This is a genomic window from Agrobacterium sp. 16-2014-1-2a, assembly GCF_053522705.1.
Map to the genome: position 1 here is coordinate 259247 of NZ_JBNWBX010000002.1, position 17562 is coordinate 276808.

15 protein-coding genes are annotated in these 17562 nt (G+C 58.8%); 10 read left to right on the plus strand and 5 right to left on the minus strand.

Going from position 1 to position 17562, the window contains the following annotated elements; translation table 11 throughout:
• Positions 1-76 precede the first annotated feature (76 nt).
• Positions 77-853 carry a 3-hydroxybutyrate dehydrogenase gene (locus tag ACQZ45_RS10115; RefSeq protein ID WP_025594214.1) on the minus strand — a complete coding sequence of 259 codons (777 nt, stop codon included), beginning with the start codon at positions 851-853 and terminating at the stop codon, positions 77-79.
• Positions 854-1085: 232 nt separating this feature from the next.
• Between ACQZ45_RS10115 and ACQZ45_RS10120 the strand changes: the two genes are divergently transcribed.
• The 4 genes from ACQZ45_RS10120 to sbmA all read left to right on the plus strand — a co-directional run bounded on the left by ACQZ45_RS10120 (position 1086) and on the right by sbmA (position 5930).
• Positions 1086-2147, plus strand: coding sequence for an LLM class flavin-dependent oxidoreductase (locus ACQZ45_RS10120; RefSeq protein ID WP_111790652.1), 1062 nt, complete (start codon positions 1086-1088; stop codon positions 2145-2147).
• 54 nt (positions 2148-2201) lie between these two features.
• On the plus strand, positions 2202-2954 hold the full coding sequence (gene map, locus ACQZ45_RS10125) for a type I methionyl aminopeptidase (RefSeq protein ID WP_003513640.1): 753 nt from the start codon (positions 2202-2204) through the stop codon (positions 2952-2954).
• A gap of 324 nt (positions 2955-3278) precedes the next feature.
• A complete protein-coding gene (locus ACQZ45_RS10130; protein ID WP_111796039.1) occupies positions 3279-4469 on the plus strand; it encodes an MFS transporter in 1191 nt (396 codons plus the stop codon).
• 192 nt (positions 4470-4661) lie between these two features.
• On the plus strand, positions 4662-5930 hold the full coding sequence (gene sbmA / locus ACQZ45_RS10135) for a peptide antibiotic transporter SbmA (RefSeq protein WP_003513636.1): 1269 nt from the start codon (positions 4662-4664) through the stop codon (positions 5928-5930).
• Between the two features lie 55 nt (positions 5931-5985).
• On the opposite strand, the gene ACQZ45_RS10140 is transcribed toward sbmA, so the two are convergent.
• Complete coding sequence (locus ACQZ45_RS10140) at positions 5986-6969, minus strand: polysaccharide deacetylase family protein (RefSeq protein WP_003513634.1); 984 nt, start codon at positions 6967-6969, stop codon at positions 5986-5988.
• Positions 6970-7120: 151 nt separating this feature from the next.
• Between ACQZ45_RS10140 and ACQZ45_RS10145 the strand changes: the two genes are divergently transcribed.
• The 4 genes from ACQZ45_RS10145 to ACQZ45_RS10160 all read left to right on the plus strand — a co-directional run bounded on the left by ACQZ45_RS10145 (position 7121) and on the right by ACQZ45_RS10160 (position 10811).
• The gene (locus tag ACQZ45_RS10145; protein ID WP_003513633.1) at positions 7121-7705 is read left to right on the plus strand and encodes an NnrU family protein; all 585 of its coding nucleotides are present in this window, start codon (positions 7121-7123) and stop codon (positions 7703-7705) included.
• Between the two features lie 154 nt (positions 7706-7859).
• Positions 7860-8531, plus strand: a complete 672-nt coding sequence (locus ACQZ45_RS10150) for a tetratricopeptide repeat protein (RefSeq protein WP_003513632.1) — start codon at positions 7860-7862, stop codon at positions 8529-8531.
• Between the two features lie 33 nt (positions 8532-8564).
• A complete protein-coding gene (gene der / locus ACQZ45_RS10155; RefSeq protein ID WP_003513631.1) occupies positions 8565-9995 on the plus strand; it encodes a ribosome biogenesis GTPase Der in 1431 nt (476 codons plus the stop codon).
• A gap of 207 nt (positions 9996-10202) precedes the next feature.
• The gene (locus ACQZ45_RS10160; RefSeq protein WP_113292394.1) at positions 10203-10811 is read left to right on the plus strand and encodes a DUF2026 family protein; all 609 of its coding nucleotides are present in this window, start codon (positions 10203-10205) and stop codon (positions 10809-10811) included.
• A 190-nt stretch (positions 10812-11001) separates the two neighbouring features.
• Here ACQZ45_RS10160 and ACQZ45_RS10165 read toward each other — a convergent pair whose 3' ends face one another.
• Positions 11002-12051 (minus strand): bifunctional monoglucosyl/glucuronosyl diacylglycerol synthase, encoded by a 1050-nt coding sequence (locus ACQZ45_RS10165; RefSeq protein ID WP_003513627.1) that lies wholly within the window; start codon positions 12049-12051, stop codon positions 11002-11004.
• A gap of 209 nt (positions 12052-12260) precedes the next feature.
• Positions 12261-13181, minus strand: coding sequence for a sugar kinase (locus ACQZ45_RS10170; RefSeq protein ID WP_003513625.1), 921 nt, complete (start codon positions 13179-13181; stop codon positions 12261-12263).
• 155 nt (positions 13182-13336) lie between these two features.
• Here ACQZ45_RS10170 and bglA point away from each other — a divergent pair, with 155 nt between their 5' ends.
• Together bglA and aac(6') are read left to right on the plus strand one after the other, a co-directional pair.
• The gene (bglA, locus tag ACQZ45_RS10175; RefSeq protein WP_003513623.1) at positions 13337-15001 is read left to right on the plus strand and encodes a beta-galactosidase BglA; all 1665 of its coding nucleotides are present in this window, start codon (positions 13337-13339) and stop codon (positions 14999-15001) included.
• Positions 14998-15453, plus strand: a complete 456-nt coding sequence (aac(6'), locus tag ACQZ45_RS10180; protein ID WP_113292395.1) for an aminoglycoside 6'-N-acetyltransferase — start codon at positions 14998-15000, stop codon at positions 15451-15453. The genes bglA and aac(6') overlap by 4 nt, the downstream gene beginning before the upstream one ends.
• 242 nt (positions 15454-15695) lie before the next feature.
• Here the strand turns inward: aac(6') and ade are convergent, their stop codons facing one another.
• On the minus strand, positions 15696-17390 hold the full coding sequence (ade, locus tag ACQZ45_RS10185; RefSeq protein WP_019565181.1) for an adenine deaminase: 1695 nt from the start codon (positions 17388-17390) through the stop codon (positions 15696-15698).
• Positions 17391-17562: the final 172 nt, after the last annotated feature.

The window sequence follows — 17562 nt, forward strand, 5'->3', positions numbered from 1 at the left end:
TATGCACGCCCGCGCGCGCATATCGATTTCCGTTTTGGCAATTCATTGTTTCCAAAACGGAAAGAGATGTCGTCGATTATTGCGCTGTCCAGCCGCCATCGACGGAAATATGCGTGCCGGTAATGTTGCTGGCGGCATCGCTTGCCAGAAACAGCGCCGCTGCCGCCACGTCATCGATGGTGACGAATTGCTTTGTCGCCTGCAATTCCAGCATCACGTCGTTCTTCACCGCCTCTTCGCTGATGCCGCGCACCTTGGCCATTTCCGGTATCTGCTTTTCGACGAGCGGCGTCAGCACATAACCGGGACAGATGGCGTTGACGGTGACGCCCGTCTGCGCAAGCTCGAGCGCCGCCGTCTTCGTCAGGCCCATGATGCCGTGCTTGGCTGCCACATAGGCCGATTTGAACGGCGAGGCGACGAGACCGTGGGCAGAGGCAATGTTGATGATACGGCCTTTGCCGGCCTTCTTCATCAGCGGTATCGCAACGCGCATTGTATGGAAGGAACTGGTCAGATTGATGGCGATGATCCAGTCCCACTTTTCCGTCGGAAACTCCTCGATCGGAGCGATGTGCTGAATGCCGGCATTGTTGACGAGCACATCGACCGAACCAAGCTTTTCATGCGCGGAATTGATGAGATCGGCAATCTCGTCCGGTTTCGTCATATCTGCCGGGTGGTAGAGCACACGCCCGCCACTTTCGGCTTCCAGCAAGAGGCGGAGTTTTTCAATTTCGTCTTCGTCGCCGAAGCCATTCAGCACGATATTCGCGCCCTCCCTCGCAAATCTCTGTGCGATGCCAAGGCCGATGCCACTTGTGGAGCCTGTCACGATAACTGTCCGATGCATGCTTTCCCCTTTTTGCATTACTTCGCACATATTTAAGCAGGTTATGCCCAAAGGGGGCGGGCTGGCAATCGCGATTTCGGGCGCGATTTCGGGGGAGGCCGGCATGGGGCATAATGCGCCGGCGCCCATCCACTTTTTCGAAGCTAAGCATCCAGATTTTACGCCAGATTTTGCATTTGTCTGAAGGGCCGTCCGTGCCTATCTCTCAGACAATCAAACAGAGGTATCGTCTATGGAACTCGGTCTTTACACTTTTGCGGATGTCAATCCCAACCCCGCCGATGGCCGTGGGCCGGAAGGTGCGCGCCGGCTGCGCGAACTGCTTGAGGAAATCGAGCTTGCCGATCAGGTCGGACTGGATGTGTTTGGGCTGGGTGAACATCACCGCCCGGACTATGTCGCGTCCTCACCCTCCACCGTGCTTGCGGCGGCGGCGGTGAAGACGAAGAATATCCGCCTGACGAGCGCTGTCTCGGTTCTGAGTTCGGATGATCCGGTCCGGGTCTTCCAGCAATTCTCCACCGTCGATCTCCTGTCGAACGGCCGTGCCGAAATCATGGCCGGGCGCGGTTCCTTCATCGAATCTTACCCCCTGTTCGGTTACGACCTCGAAGACTATGACGTGCTGTTTGCGGAAAAGCTCGACCTGCTCTTGGCGCTGCGCGAGAACGAAATCGTCACTTGGTCCGGCACCAAACATCCGGCCATCAATGGGCGCGGGGTCTATCCGCGTCCTCTTCAGGAGCATCTGCCGGTCTGGATCGCGGTTGGCGGCACGCCGCAATCGGTGGCGCGGGCCGGCGCCATGGGGCTGCCGGTGGCGCTTGCCATCATCGGCGGCGAATATCGCCGTTTCGCGCCGCTGTTCGATCTCTATCACGAAGCTGCACGCCGGGCGGGGCAGGAAAAGACCAGGCTGCGCACCAGCATCAACGTGCACGGCTTCATTGCCGACACCACCGATAAGGCGGCGGACCAGTTTTACGGACCGCAGGCAGAGGTGATGAACCGCATCGGCCGCGAGCGCGGCTGGGGTCCGACAAACCGCGCGCATTTCGATGCGGCGCGTGGGCCGGAGGGCAACCTCTTCCTTGGCGAACCTGAGCTGGTGGCGGAAAAGATCATCAAGGCGCACGGCGTTTTCAAGAACGACCGTTTCCTGTTGCAGATGGCAATCGGCCTGATGCCGCATGACCAGATCATGCGCGGCATCGAGCTTTATGGTACGAAAGTCGCGCCTGTTGTCAGAAAAGAATTGACGGGGAGTGCCGATCCGGTGAAAGCCACGGCCTGATTATTACCAAGGCGGGCGTCTTCAGACCCGCCATTTAGAACGACGGACAGAAACATGGTCATCTCCACCGACGAAGAACTGGTTTTGCTAAAGGATATCGGTCGCATCTGCGCCGTGGCCATGCAGACCATGGCGGATGCGCTGGAACCTGGTATCACCACGGCCGAACTGGATGCGATCGGCCGAAAGGTACTGGAGGATAACGACGCGCAATCGGCGCCGGAGTTCTGCTACCAGTTTCCCGGCGCGACCTGCATCAGCGTCAACGAAGAGGTTGCGCATGGCATTCCGGGCCCGCGCATCATCAAGGCGGGCGATCTCGTCAATATCGATGTCTCGGCGGTGAAGAGCGGTTTCTTCGGCGATACGGGTTCGTCTTTCGCCGTGCCGCCGGTGAAAAAGGAGATCGAGCGGCTGTGCCGCGATGGCAAGCGCGCCATGTGGACGGGCTTGCAGCAGGTTAAAACCGGTCGGCCCTTTGCCGATATCGGCAATGCCATCGGCTCCTTTGCAAAAAAGAACCGCTACACGCTGATCACCAATCTGGCGAGCCACGGCATCGGTCGCTCCCTGCATGAGGAGCCGAAGGAACTGGCGACCTGGCCGGACAAGGGTGAGCGGCGCATCATGCAGGAGGGCATGGTCTTCACCGTTGAACCCTTCCTGTCGACGGGTGCCTATTGGGCCGAAGATGGCGACGACGATCCGTGGACGCTCTATAGCGATCCGAGCGCGCCGACCGTGCAGTATGAACATACCGTGGTTGCTACGAAGAACGGCCCGCTGGTGCTGACGCTGGTTGAGTGAGGGGTGAAGACCGCCACTTTACAAGACACCAAGTTTCGTAGCTGAGTGCGCCAATTACGACGTTTGCCGCATTCGTTGACCTTTCTCCTCCCTCATCCCTGTGCCTGTCACAGGGATCCAGCCAGCCCAAGTCCTTGGGCTGAAAGGACTTCTCTCGCCGCGCGGACGCGCGTCGGCTGGATTCCTGTGACAAGCACAGGAATGAGGGTGGATAAGGATGCGCAGGCAACAAGGTCCTTGCATCTCGTACCGATAAAGACGGCTTATGCTGCCGATCAAAATAACTCGCTTGTTCCGTGGCAGTGCGGTTGCGATAAGCCGTACATGAGCATCGACAAGCCACTTTCCCCCAAACATCTGACTGCACTCGGTTTCGCCGGCGCCTTGATGATGGCGTCCGCCATGGGCTTCGGCCGTTTTTCCTTCACCCCCATTCTTCCCGGTATGATGGCTGATGTTCCGCTATCGGCGGGGGATGCGGGTATCGTCGCGGCTGGAAATTTCGCCGGTTATCTCGCGGGGGCGGTTCTCGCCGCATATTCATGGGGCTCGGGGCGCGAACGGCTGGTCGCCCTTTGCGGCTTGTTTTCCACGGGCGCGTTGCTGCTTGCCATGGCAGCCTTCAACTCCGTTGCGGCCTTCACCCTGATCCGGTTTTTCGCCGGCGTTGCCAGTGCGATGACCATGATCTTCACGTCGCAGATCGTCATCGGCCACGCCATGAAAGCTGGCAAGGACCATATTCAGGCGCTGCATTATGGCGGCGTCGGTGCCGGCATCGCGATTTCCTCGCTTGTGGTCTATCTCATCGGCGTCGTCTTTGATGGCGGGGGTGCCTCCTGGCGGGAGGAGTGGATTGCCGGTGCCGTCTTTTCCTTCGCTACGTTTCTTCTCGTCTGGCGGGTGCTGCCCGCCGGGCCACCCCGGCATGCCTCTGCGCTGTCGGAGCCGCCGCTCAAATGGACGAAGCCGCTTTTTCTGACGACGCTCGCCTATGGGCTGTTCGGCTTCGGTTACGTCATCACCGCCACCTTCATTGTTGCGATTGCCCGCATGGCTGCTGCCGGCGCTTTCGTGGAATTTCTGGCCTGGTTCGTGACGGGATGTGCCGCCGCCATTTCGCTTTTCCTCTGGAAGCCGGTCTTGAAATCGCAAGGGCTGAAGCGCGCTTTCGTGATCGTGCTTGCTGTGGAAGCCGTCGGCGTCTTCGCTTCCGTCATGCTGCCACCCGTTCCGGGCGTGCTTGCCGGCGGTCTGCTTCTGGGGCTGACCTTCATGGTCATCACCGCCTATGGCCTTCAGCTCGGCCGGGAATTCGCAGGCCCAAGCCCACGCCGCGCCTTTGCCCTGATGACGGCAGCCTTCGGTACCGGACAGATCGTCGGACCACTCGCCGCCGGCTGGATTGCCGAGGTAACGGGAAGTTTTACTGCACCAAGTATTCTCGCCTCTGGCGTGCTTGTCGCCAGCATTCTCCTGATGCTACCGGTTCTCGCCACGGAGCGGCGGCGCTAAATCCGCCCGGACATTTCGCGCCTCACAAGGGGCGATTTCAGGGGTTCCTTGCGGGATCGATCCGCCGTTTGCGCCTTACATCTTGTTAAGGTCGTCGCTTCTTCGTTGCTGTGCACAAATTTCTGCCCTAGGTTCGGGCCATCTAGTGCTTCGCCAATAATGGCTGACTTCAAACGCGCGTGAGTTCGAAACGTGTTTCATTCTTTCTTTCCCAAACCGAAATTGTTCTTCACCTCCGCCATCGTCTGGGCCTTTGTCGCCATTCTTGGATGGTACTTCATCGTTGAAGGGCTAGGCAGGTCTTGGGGCTACGTGATGCCCGAGCAAGAACCTTACGATCTCAGCTATTTTCTGGTTCCCGCCAATCTGTTCTTCTACGCCTATCTGGCATTGTGCCTGGTGTTGTTCGGGGCTGTCTGGACCGTTCTCGCCAAGGATCACCCCTGGAAGTTCTGGTCCATATGGGGATCGCTGCTGATTATCGCGGTGACCTATTTCGGCGTTCAGATTTCCGTCGTCATCAACAATTTCCGGCGGCCTTTCGGCGATCTCCTGCAAAATGCGCTGTCAAAACAGCCGGGTATCGAAGTCTGGGATTTTTACAGTCTTCAGATTGTCTTCGCCAAGATCGCCTTTCTCAGCATGGCTGTGTCGATCCTCACGGATTTCTTCACCAGCCATTATATCTTCCGCTGGCGCACCGCGATGAACGACTTCTACATGTCAAAATGGGAAAAGCTGCGCCACATCGAAGGTGCCTCGCAGCGCGTTCAGGAAGATACGATGCGGTTCTCCTCCACGCTGGAGGGATTGGGTATTACCCTGATCAATTCGGTCATGACGCTTGTTGTGTTTCTGCCGATCCTGTTTGCGCTGTCGTCCTACGTCTCCGAATTGCCGATCCTTGGCGAAGTGCCGCACGCGCTGTTCTGGCTGGCGATTGTCTGGTCCGTGTTCGGCACCGTGCTTCTGGCGACGGTCGGCATCAAGCTGCCCGGCCTGAATTTCCGCAACCAGCGTGTGGAAGCGGCTTATCGCAAGGAACTGGTCTACGGTGAGGATCACGCCGACCGCGCCCAGCCGCCGACTGTCAAGGAGCTTTACTCCAATGTGCGGAAAAACTATTTCCGCATGTATTGGCACTACCTCTACTTCAACGTCGCGCGGTATTTCTACATTCAGGCCGATGCCGTGTTCTTGCTCCTGATGCTTGTTCCCACCATCGTGGCGGGCAAGATCACCTATGGTATCTACCAGCAGATCGCCACGGCCTTCGGTCAGGTCAGTAATTCGTTCCAGTATCTGGTCAATTCCTGGACCACGATCATCGAGCTGCTGTCCATCCACAAACGTCTTGTGGCTTTCGAGGCCGCGATCGATGACAAGCCCCTGCCTGAAATCGACGAGCGTTATCTTCAGCGGGAAGCGGAAGCCGGAGAGCTGGCGGCCAACAAGCCCTGACGGAAAACAAAAAGGGCGGCCGACTGGCCGCCCTTTTGCATTGTATCCGGGGACCTTAGCCCTCTGTCTTCTGCTTCCTGCGCGCCTTGATGATCGGCATGGCCTCGGCGTAACTCACGCAAGCAACATCGTCGCTGCGGCAGACTTCGCGCAGCAGCCGCTCATAGGCGTTCCAATAGGCGCCGCCATTCATCTTCACGAAATGGAAGCCCATCTGCAGGGGGATGCGTTCGCCATTATACTGCTTGTCGAAAGCGGTGCGGAACGCCGCATAGGCGCGTTCCTCGAATTCCTGCGCGCGGTCCGGCGTCTCGATGCCGATGGAGTGGCGGATGAAGAGGTTGTAGTCCATGGCGATGATCGGGCGATTGCCGGGGCCTTCCGGAACCAGCGGCAGACCGAAATGTTCGATGCCGTCGCGCTCCACCGGCCATTCCGGTCCCTTGGTGATGCTGGTGGCGTCATAAACGAAGCCGTGTTTCTTCTGGGCTGCGGTCAGCGCCGGCCCCTGCGAAAGATAGGGCGCGCGGAAACCGTTGATGTTTTTCACCATGTCGCGCCAGCCTTCGGGTTCTTCACCCTTCTTGCCAATCATCTGCCAGGCATTTTCCAGCGTGCTGGTGAAGGTGGTAAACTCGCCGTCCCATTGCTCGGCGGTCCATTGGCCGCCATCGAAATGCCCACAGGTGTGATTGCCGATTTCGTGACCTTCGCGATAGGCCGACCAGATGTTGCGCAGCCGCGTCTCCACCTCTTCCGGCGACTGGCCAAATCCGACATTGGAGCGCCCGGCCTTCTGGCCGGGGCCCTGATAGGTCTTGGCGCTGGTCTTGCGGTCCATCACCAGCGTGCAGGCAAGGAAATAGGTGAAATGCGCGCCGACCTCCTTCGCCGTCGCCCGACTTCTTTCCCACAGCGAATTGTCGCCCGCACCGTCGAAAGAAACGATGACGAGCTGCTTCGGCTTCTCTGCATTTTCGGCAAAAGCGGGAAGGGCAAGGCATAGCGACAGGGAAAAAGCAGTCAATGGGCGAAACATCAGGCATCCGTCATGTGAAACACCGCTGCCTTTTGCGGGTGGAATAAGGCGAAGCTTTGAATAAACTGGCTTTTTTACGTCTTTCAGCCTAATTCCTTTTCTGCGTCGCGGTAATGAGGCCGCATTCCGTTCCACCGGGGGACCGTGTTCCATGCTTTTTCTCGTACTCTGTCTTGCCTTGTTTTTCCTGACGCATCTTTTGAAGGTGTTTGCGCCGCGATTTCGCGCGCAGATGATCGCGAAGATGGGAGAAGGACCGTTCAAGGGCGTCTATTCTCTCGCAAGCCTCATAACGCTCGGTCTCGTCATCTATGCGTTTGGCGAGGCGCGACAGGAAACCGGCGTTCTGTGGAACCCGCCGGTCTGGACGAGCCACCTCGCCGTGACCCTGATGCTGCCCGCGATGATCTGTCTTATCGCCAGCCTCATCCCGGCTGGCCACATCGCAACCAGAACCAAACATCCGCTCATTCTGGCGGTCAAGATCTGGGCGCTCGCCCATCTTCTGGCGAATGGAGAGACCTCTTCGATTCTTCTCTTTGCATCGTTCCTCGCCTGGGGTGTGGTGATGCGGATTTCGCTGAAGCGCCGGGAAAGAGCGGGTGAAAAAGTGGTCCGTCCCTTCGTCTCGGGCCGTTACGATCTGGTGGCCATCGTCGGCGGCATCGTTCTCTGGGGCGCTTTCATCCTGAAACTGCACGAATGGTTGATCGGCGTTCAGCCCATCGCCATGTAGGAAATCAACGTTTCCCCCTTACATATCAGGCAAAATAGGCTAGAAGGCCGACCATGACCCGTCGGCCGGACTTTTGCTGACCCGGGTAAGCGGCTTGGTATGTCTGCGAACGGATGGATCGGCGACGATCTCCGCGCGGGTAACGGAGAATTTGATGGCAAACGAAAATGATACCTTTATCCGCGAAGTGAACGAGCAGATCCGTTCCGAGCAGCTTTCCCGTTTCTGGGGCCGCTACGGTATCGTGGTCGTTGGCGCCGCCGTTCTCGTGGTTGTGGGCGCCGCCGGTGCCGGCATCTACGAATACTGGAACACTAGCCGCGCTTCCAACTCCGGCGACCAGTTCATTGCGGCGCTGAAGCTTGCTTCCGACAACAAGACGGACGAAGCGCTGAAGGCCTTTGCCGATCTTGAAACCTCCGGTCATGGCAATTATCCGGTGCTGGCGAAGTTCCGTTCTGCGACGCTGCTTTCGCAGAAGGGCGATGCGGCCGGCGCCATCGCTGCCTTCACCGCGATCGGCAACGACACGTCTGCCCCGCAGGTCTTCCGCGATACGGCGAAGGTGCGCGCGGCGTGGCTGCTGGTTGACAACGGCACGTATGATCAGGTCGTTGCACTTGCGGAGCCGTTGAGCGGCGAAGGCCAGACCATGCGTGCATCGGCTCGCGAAGCCCTTGGTCTTGCCGCCTACAAGGCTGGCGATTTCGCCAAGGCCAAACAATGGTTCGAGCAGATCGTCAGCGACGCGCAGGCGCCACGCAATGTGACGAACCGCGCGCAGATCATGCTCGACAATATCACTGCTTCGGGCAAAGCTGTCTAACACGGCTTTCCCACCTCCAAGGATTAACGATCAATGAGCTTCACCGTCGCCATAGTCGGGCGCCCCAATGTCGGCAAGTCCACGCTTTTCAACCGTCTGGTCGGAAAGAAGCTGGCGCTTGTCGACGATACGCCGGGCGTGACCCGTGACCGCCGCCCCGGCGACGCGAAGCTTGTCGACCTTCGTTTCACCATCATCGATACCGCCGGTCTGGAGCAATCCGGGCCGGAGACGCTTCAGGGCCGCATGTGGGCGCAGACCGAAGCGGCGATCGACGAAGCCGATGTGACCCTTTTTGTCGTTGACGCCAAGGCAGGCCTGACGCCCGCCGATGAAACGCTGGCCGAAATGCTGCGCCGTCGTGGCAAGCCGGTGGTTCTGGTGGCCAACAAGTCCGAGGCGCGCGGTTCCGATGCGGGCTTCTACGATGCCTTTACGCTCGGTCTTGGCGATCCGTGCGCCATCTCGGCCGAACATGGCCAGGGCATGATCGACCTGCGCGACGCCATCGTCGAGGCGATCGGCGAAGACGTTGCCTTCCCGCCTGAAGTGGATGAGGCGGAGACCGATATCGTTCTTCCGCGCACTGAGCCCGGCAGCGAGGAAGAGGAAGAAGAAGAGCCTGTTTATGACGAGACCAAGCCGCTGCGTGTCGCCATCATCGGCCGACCGAATGCGGGCAAGTCCACCCTCATCAACCGTTTCCTTGGTGAAGACCGCCTGCTAACCGGCCCGGAAGCGGGCATTACCCGCGACAGTATTTCCGTCGAGTGGGACTGGCGCGGCCGCACCATCAAGATGTTCGACACGGCCGGAATGCGCCGCAAGGCCAGGGTGACGGAGAAGCTGGAGAAGCTCTCGGTCGCGGATTCCCTGCGCTCCATTCGTTTCGCCGAAACGGTGGTGATCGTGTTCGACAGCACCATTCCGTTCGAAAAGCAGGACCTGCAGCTGGTCGATCTCGTTATCCGCGAAGGCCGCGCCGCCGTGCTTGCCTTCAACAAATGGGATCTGGTTGAAGATCCGCAGGCTTTTCTGGCCGATCTGCGTGAAAAGACCGAGCGGCTTCTGCCGCAGGCCCGCGGCATTCGCGCCGTGCCGATGTCCGGCCAGACGGGCTATGGCCTTGACCGGTTGATGCAGAACATCATCGATACCGACAAGATCTGGAACCGCCGCATCTCGACCGCCAAGCTTAACCGCTGGCTCGATGCGCAGACCACGCAGCATCCGCCGCCGGCCGTTTCCGGCCGCCGCCTCAAGCTGAAATACATGACGCAGGTAAAGGCGCGCCCGCCAGCCTTCATGATTTCCTGCACCCGACCGGAAGCCATTCCGGAGAGCTACACGCGCTACCTCGTGAACGGTCTGCGCAAGGATTTCGACATGCCGGGCGTGCCGATCCGCGTGCATTATCGTGGCTCGGACAATCCATTCGAGAGCAAGGCGAAGAAGAGGCGGTAATCGGCTGCTGAAAACCTCTCCTCCGTTATTCTCGCGCTAATCCCGAGAATCTGCAAACTTTCGATTTTGCGACTCGGGAGGTAGATCCTCGGGACAAGCCCGAGGATGACGTCGCGTGGGGCCGAGGTCTCACCAATATCGAGATCGACGGTGAACCGGTCTCTCCCGTTGCCTTCCGATAATCATAAAACTGGCGAGTAAAAAACCATGTTGATCAAGCAGACCGACTATCACCGGATTTACCGCGTCATCAACAGCCTGCTCGTCAACGACAATGCCGACCCGGCTACGGCCTGCATGTATTTCAGCACCTTCGGCGCCTTCATCCTTCAGCAGCATTACAAGGTGAAAGCTGTGCCGAAGGGCGGGCTTGCCGCTTATAATCTGGGCGGAACGGTGATGCTTTTTGCGGACCATCGTGACGATGGTTACGTAACGGGCGCTGGCGATAATTTCCATTGCTGGGTCGAAGCGGACGGATGGGCTATCGATTTCATGGCGCCCGCTTTTTCGCAGAGCGCACGCGAACTTTCCGTGCCCCCGAAGATGTTTCAGCGTCCGCTATCGGCCATGGCGGCTTCCATCAACGATCTCGATCATTCTGGCGATTTCTTCTACCGCTCCGAGCCGGAAGCCACCGCGCGGCGTTTTGCCGACTGGCATAAACAGGCGATGATCGGCGATCTGGCGAGCGTCGCCGCAAACTGGTTCCGCAAGTCGCCGAAACAGATGTCCCCGTCGCTTTCGGTCACGGAGCGGAACGGCAAGGCGCGGACGGTGCCGCTTTCCGGCCAGACGCTCGTCGGCGCGTGGTGATCTGAGACGGGATAAGTCTTTGCGAAATTAGGACGGCCAGCGTGATCTCGCGGCAGCCGCCTGACGTCAATCAGCAGCCCGACCCCGTTCTAAAGATAACGGCGGTCGCGTCCAGATCGTCTTGTGACACTCCTGCTTTGTTTCGTCCACCGTTCCCCGATAAAATGTCGGGGATCAATGTGTCTCCACGTCAGGCAAGTCGTGAGCGGGACAAAAGCGGCAGGGATTTTCCGGCGGCGTGAATGACGTTGTCGAGGAATTGCCGCGATGCCTTTTCCCAGCTGTAGCTTTTGGAAAGCGCCAGAGCCTCCTGCGATGAACAATGGAGCGCTGCAAGACACGCGTCGCGAAGATTGTCATTCAGCGCGCCTGCCCCGGGATTGCCGCCGAGAATATCGATCGGCCCGGTAACGGGGAAGGCGGCCACCGGCACACCGCTCGCCAGCGCTTCCAGAATGGTGTTGCCGAATGTGTCGGTCTTGGACGGAAAAACGAAGACATCGGCCTGCGCATAGGCAGCCGCGAGTTCTTCCCCGGTCTTGATGCCGGTAAACAGCACGTCCGGATATTTTTCCTGCAATTCATGGCGGGCCGGGCCGTCGCCGATCACGACCTTCGATCCGGGCAGCTCGAGGTCGAGGAATTCAGGCAGGTTCTTTTCCACCGCCACACGACCGACCGTCATGAAGATCGGTCTCGGCAGATCGAAAGGCAGCGACGTTTTCGGACGTGGATGGAACAGTTCGGCATCGATGCCGCGGCTCCAGCGCTTCAAGTTGCGAACCCCGCGGGCCTCAAGCTCGGTCTCCAGGCTTGGCGTCGCCACCATGCAGGTGTTGCCGCCATTGTGAAACCAGCGCACGAAAGCGTAAAGCCAGCTTTCCGGGACGGGGAAGCGCGCCGCGACATATTCGGGAAAGCGGGTGTGATAGCTGGTGGAAAAACGCATCCTGTTCTTCACGCACCAGCGCCGCGCCATGAAACCCAGCGGACCCTCGGTGGCGATGTGGACGAAGGAGGGCTGGCTTTTTTCAATCTCCGCCGCGACACGGCGATAGCCGGCGACTGACAGGCGGATTTCCGGATAGGTCGGGCAGGGGATGCTGTAGAAACTCTGCGGTGTCACCATGTGCACATCCACGCCCAGCCGCGCGAGTTCCGTATTGGTATTTTCGATGGAACGAACCACGCCGTTGACCTGCGGGTGCCAGGCATCTGTGACAATCGTGATTCTCGTCATGAAACACCGATCCTGCTCGACTGCGCGCGGGCGATTCCCCACCACCCGGCTTCCGCCCGTATATGCGGCGTGCGTGTTACAGGATCATGTCAGGTCGGATGAGGGTAGAGAAGTGTCCTTTGCACACACAAGCTTGCTCTGTCCGTAATGCGCGCTCCTGGTCATCCCTGTGACAAGCACAGGTATCAGGAAGCCGGTTCCGTCTTGCATCATCCGACCAACGGAAGAAGCTCGGGGCTGATCAGCGCGCCGTGATGGCCGATGACGGTTGCCGCTGCCCGTGCGGCAAAGACGGCGGCGTCATGCGGCGAACTGCCGGTTACATATCGGGCGAGAAACGCGCCGTTGAAACTGTCGCCTGCACTTGTCGTATCCACCACATCCACGGCTTCTACCGCCGGAGCGTGGCTGCGTGCGCCGCTGAAATCGAGTGTCGCACCCTTTGCGCCATCCTTGACGACGATGTTGGCGACGCCGAGCGCACGGTAACGCTCGATTGTGGCCTCGACAGATGTGTCACCGAAATGGCTGGCTTCGTCATCGAAACTTGGCATTACCAGCGTTGCGGCGCGTGCGCCGTTGGTAATCGTCTCCAGCATCGTGTCCTTGTCGGACCAGAGGCGCGGGCGGATGTTCGGGTCGAAGACCACGGGCTTGCCCGCTGCCTTTGCGCGGCGCAGTTCCGCAAGGAAAGTATCGACATCGTGCGGCGAGGCGAGAATGGCGAGCGTGATACCGGAAAAATAGATGACGTCGGCGCTTTCCACCGTCTTGCGCAGGTGGTCCGCATCTGCTGCGAGTTGCCTTGCTGCTGCGGCGTTGCGCCAATAGCTGAAGGTGCGCTCACCATCCTTGAGGTTGATGAGGTAAAGGCCGGGTGTGCCGCCCTTGATGCGGCGGATTTTTTCCGTGCCGATACCGGCATCTGCAATGAAGGCCAGCATGTCCTGCGAAAGAGGATCGTCGCCGAGTGCCGTGAAATAATCGACGGACCAGTCTTCTGGCAGGCAGGCACGCGCATACCATGCCGTATTGAAGGTATCACCGGCAAAACCCTTGCGCAGCAGCCCGTTTCCGGCCTGCGACAGTTCCACCATACATTCGCCAATCGACAGAAACCGTCCGCCCACGCCGTCATCCTCCACTTGCTTTACCTTCGGGATTACGACGACAGGAGGTGCCTGACAAGCCCGCTTCGAGGTGATTTTGGGCATTTGCGAAGTTCCGGTTTACGCAGGGACAGCTGCTTTATATTCTCGGACCAACCCTCATCAGGAGATCGCTCATGCCGACAACCCATGCCCCGGTCCACAAATCCCAAGCGCAATCGGACTGGTGGAAGGGGGCGGTGATCTATCAGGTATATCCGCGATCCTTTCAGGACACGACCGGGGACGGTTACGGCGATCTTGCTGGGGTGACGAAGCGGCTTTCCTACATCGCCTCGCTCGGCGTCGATGCCATCTGGCTCTCGCCTTTCTTCACCTCTCCCATGGCCGATATGGGCTATGACGTTTCCGATTATTGCAATGTCGATCCGATGTTCGGCACGCTTGCCGATTTCGATGCATTGATGGCCGAGGCGCACCGGCTGGGGCTGAAAGTCATTATCGACCAGGTGATTTCGCATACATCCGATAAGCATCCCTGGTTCGTGGATAGCCGTGCAAGCCGCATCAACAGCAAGGCGGACTGGTATGTCTGGGCCAATCCCAAACCGGATGGCACGGCGCCCACCAACTGGCTTTCCGTGTTCGGCGGGCCGGCATGGGAATGGGATGGCGTGCGCAAGCAATATTACATGCACAGCTTTCTCGCCTCGCAGCCGGATCTCAATTTTCACAATCCGGATGTTCAGGATGCGCTTCTGGAAACCGTACGGTTCTGGCTCGATCGCGGCGTGGACGGTTTTCGTCTCGATACCGTCAATCACTATTTCCACGACAAGCTGTTGCGCGACAACCCGCCGCTTTTGGACGACGAAAGCTTTGGTCTCGATGCGTCCGACGTCAATCCTTACGGCATGCAGGATCATCTCTACGACAAGACGAGGCCGGAAAACGTGGCCTTCCTCCAGCGCTTCCGCGCGCTTCTCGATGAATATGAGGGCCGCGCCACCGTGGGCGAGGTGGGGGACGGCGCACGCTCGCTGAAGACGGTCGCGGCCTACACATCCGGCAACGACAAACTCAACATGTGCTATACCTTCGATCTGCTTGGCCCGGATTTCAGCGCAAAACACCTGCGGGGCTCGGTCGAGACCTTTGGCAAGGTGGTGACGGATGGTTGGGTGTGCTGGGCTTTTTCCAACCACGATGTGGTGCGCCATCTGAGCCGGTTTTCCGAAGGCTCCGAGGAGCAGACGCGGGTTGCGAAGCTCGCCATCTGCGTTCTCGCCAGCCTACGGGGCTCGATATGTCTGTATCAGGGTGAGGAGCTGGGCCTGACCGAGGCCGAACTGGCCTTCGAGGATTTGCGTGACCCCTACGGCATTCGCTTCTGGCCCGCCTTCAAGGGGCGTGACGGGTGCCGCACGCCGATGGTGTGGGAAACCGGCAAGCCGAATGCGGGTTTTTCAAGCGCGGAAAAGCCGTGGCTGCCGGTGCCCTATGTCCACGCCATGCAGGCGGCGGATGCGCAGGAGCGCAAGCCGGACTCGGTTCTTAACCACTACCGCGCGGTCTTGTCCTTCCGCAAAACCCATGGAGCATTGCGCGACGGCGATATGGACTTCATCAAGACCAATCTCGATGTGCTGGCCTTCACGCGCCACAAGGGTGACGAAAAACTGCTGTTCGTTTTCAACCTGACGCGTGAGGCGGTGGAATTTCCTATCCCGAAGGGTATGGAGGTCACGGATATCCTGCCGATGCCGGGTTTTGAGCCTTTGTTCGACGCCGGGATCGTGAAGCTTGAGGGGTTGGACGTGTTTTGCGGGGTCGTCGCTTGAGCCTGCAATTTTCCATCAGGGACGCCGCAGCATCTCTGGATGACTGGTCCCTTTTGCGCCACCGTTTATGGCCCGATGCCTCTGTTGCCGACCACAGGGCGGAATTGCAGAACCTATCCGACAACGACGCCGGTTTCATTGCCTATGATCTGGTCGGAATGGCCATCGGTTTTGCCGACGTCAGCCTCCGGCGGGATTATGTCAACGGATGCAATACCTCGCCTGTTGCGTTTCTCGAAGGCGTTTATGTGGAGGAGGAATTCCGCGGTCAGGGCGTTGGCGCGGCATTGATCGCCGAGGTCACCCGCTGGGCGATCAGCAAGGGTGTGAGCGAACTTGCCTCCGATGCCAATATTGCCAATGTCGATTCACACCGTATGTATGCGGCGCTGGGGTTTGAGGAGACCGAACGGGTGGTTTATTTCCGCAAGCTGCTGCCATCGCATTCATGACTTGCCGATGCTGTAAGTCAGCCGATTTAGCAATCCGTCCGTTTCGCCTTCTTTTTTATGCGGACGTCGCTCGGCTCATTTATTCTTATTCCGGTAACTTGCGCCACGCCTATTTTGGCAGGGTCGCGGGCAAATATTATTACGTGACCTGGCCTGCAGAAACGAAAATCTGAGACGGCTCGCGCCGTCTCAGAAACGCGGCATAAGCAGATTACGCTGTTTCCAGCCGATAAACTCCGTCGTCAGATCAGTGCAAACCGATCCACATCCACCATGCCCATGTCGGAAATCTTCAGGTGCGGGATGACGGGTAGCGGCAGGAAAGCCACCTGCAGGAAGGGCTCCTCGAGCGTCGTGCCGAGCGCATAGGCTGCCTTTCGCAGGGTGTGGAGCGTGTCTCGCACCGTTTCGTAAGGTTCGAGGCTCATCAACCCGGCGACCGGGAGCGCAATCTCGCCCGTCACCTTGCCGTCTTCGACTACCACGAAACCGCCCTTGATTTCGCCGAGCCGGTTGGCGGCCAGCGCCATGTCGTCCTCGTTAACGCCGACAACGCAGATATTGTGGCTGTCATGACCGACAGTGGAGGCGATGGCGCCCTTCTTCAGCCCGAAGCCCTGCACGAAGCCGTTGGCGTGGTTGCCGTTCTTGCCATGGCGCTCGATGACGGCGACCTTGATGATGTCGTTTGCGAGATCGACAGTCGTCTGGTTGCCGTCCGTCGGCAGCGTGTAGCGGCGATGTTCGGTGATGATCTTGCCGGGGAGCACGCCCATCACCGGGGTCTCGCCTTGCGCGACCGGCACGCCGAAATGGGCGGCGAGCACTGGTCTTGCCTTGACGCTGTCAAGACCGACGGGCGCGACCGGCTTGCGGGTGGCAAACAGCGCGTCATCGACGATACGGCCGCCGGAGAAGACCATGCCAGCCTTGCAGTTCTGCAAGGTGTCGATCACCACGAGGTCGGCGCGCCAGCCCGGTGCGATAAGACCGCGATCGCGCAGGCCGAAGGCCTTTGCGGCGGAAATCGAGGCGGCGCGGTAGATGGCGAGCGGTTCCACGCCGTTGGCGATTGCAGTGCGGATCATATAATCGAGATGACCCTGTTCGGCGATGTCGAGTGGGTTTCGGTCATCGGTGCAAAGCGCAAGATAAGGCGACAGACGCTCGGTGATAACAGGCATCAGGGCGTGCAGGTCTTTTGAGACCGAGCCTTCGCGCACGAGAATATGCATGCCCTTGCGGATCTTTTCCAAAGCCTCGGCAGCGCTGGTGCACTCATGTTCGGTGCGGATGCCGGCTGCCAGATATCCGTTCAGCGCCGTTCCCGAGAGAAGCGGCGCGTGTCCGTCGATATGCTGTCCCTGAAAGGCTTCGAGTTTTGCCATGCATACCGGGTCTTTGTGGATGACACCCGGAAAATTCATGAATTCGGCAAGGCCGATAACCTTCGGATGATCACGGAACGGCAGCAGTTTTTCGATCGGCAGATCGGCGCCCGAGGTTTCCAGATGGGTTGCGGGCACGCAGGACGAGAGCTGTACGCGGATGTCCATGATGGTTTCCATGGAACTGTCCAGGAAGAACCGAAGCCCCTCCGCGCCCAGAACATTGGCGATCTCATGCGGGTCGCAGATGGCGGTGGTAACGCCGTAGGGCAGAACGCAGCGGTCGAATTCGTGCGGCGTGACCAGCGATGATTCGATGTGGAGATGGGTATCGATGAAACCTGGAACGACGATTTTCCCGGAAATGTCGATTTCCCGGCGACCCTTGTAGCTTTCGCAAGTTCCAACGATGGTATCGCCGCAGATGGCGATGTCGGAGGCAACAAGTTCTCCAGTTACGAGGTCGAAGAATCGTCCGCCCTTGAGAACTATATCTGCCGGTTCACGGCCCGTACCCTGATCGATGCGCGTTTCAAGTTTCGAATTCATGCGGCTTTTCTTCGGCTCCTGGTTTACGTCGTTCGCGAGAATTTTCAGTATTTACATTCTTAGGTTGTTTCTTGACTTAATCGAATTGATTCTTTGCGTTTTAAATATATCCAGAGTAAAAAATTTTCATATTCGTGCTATCTTATGTTTAAGTTCCAAAATTGAACAATGT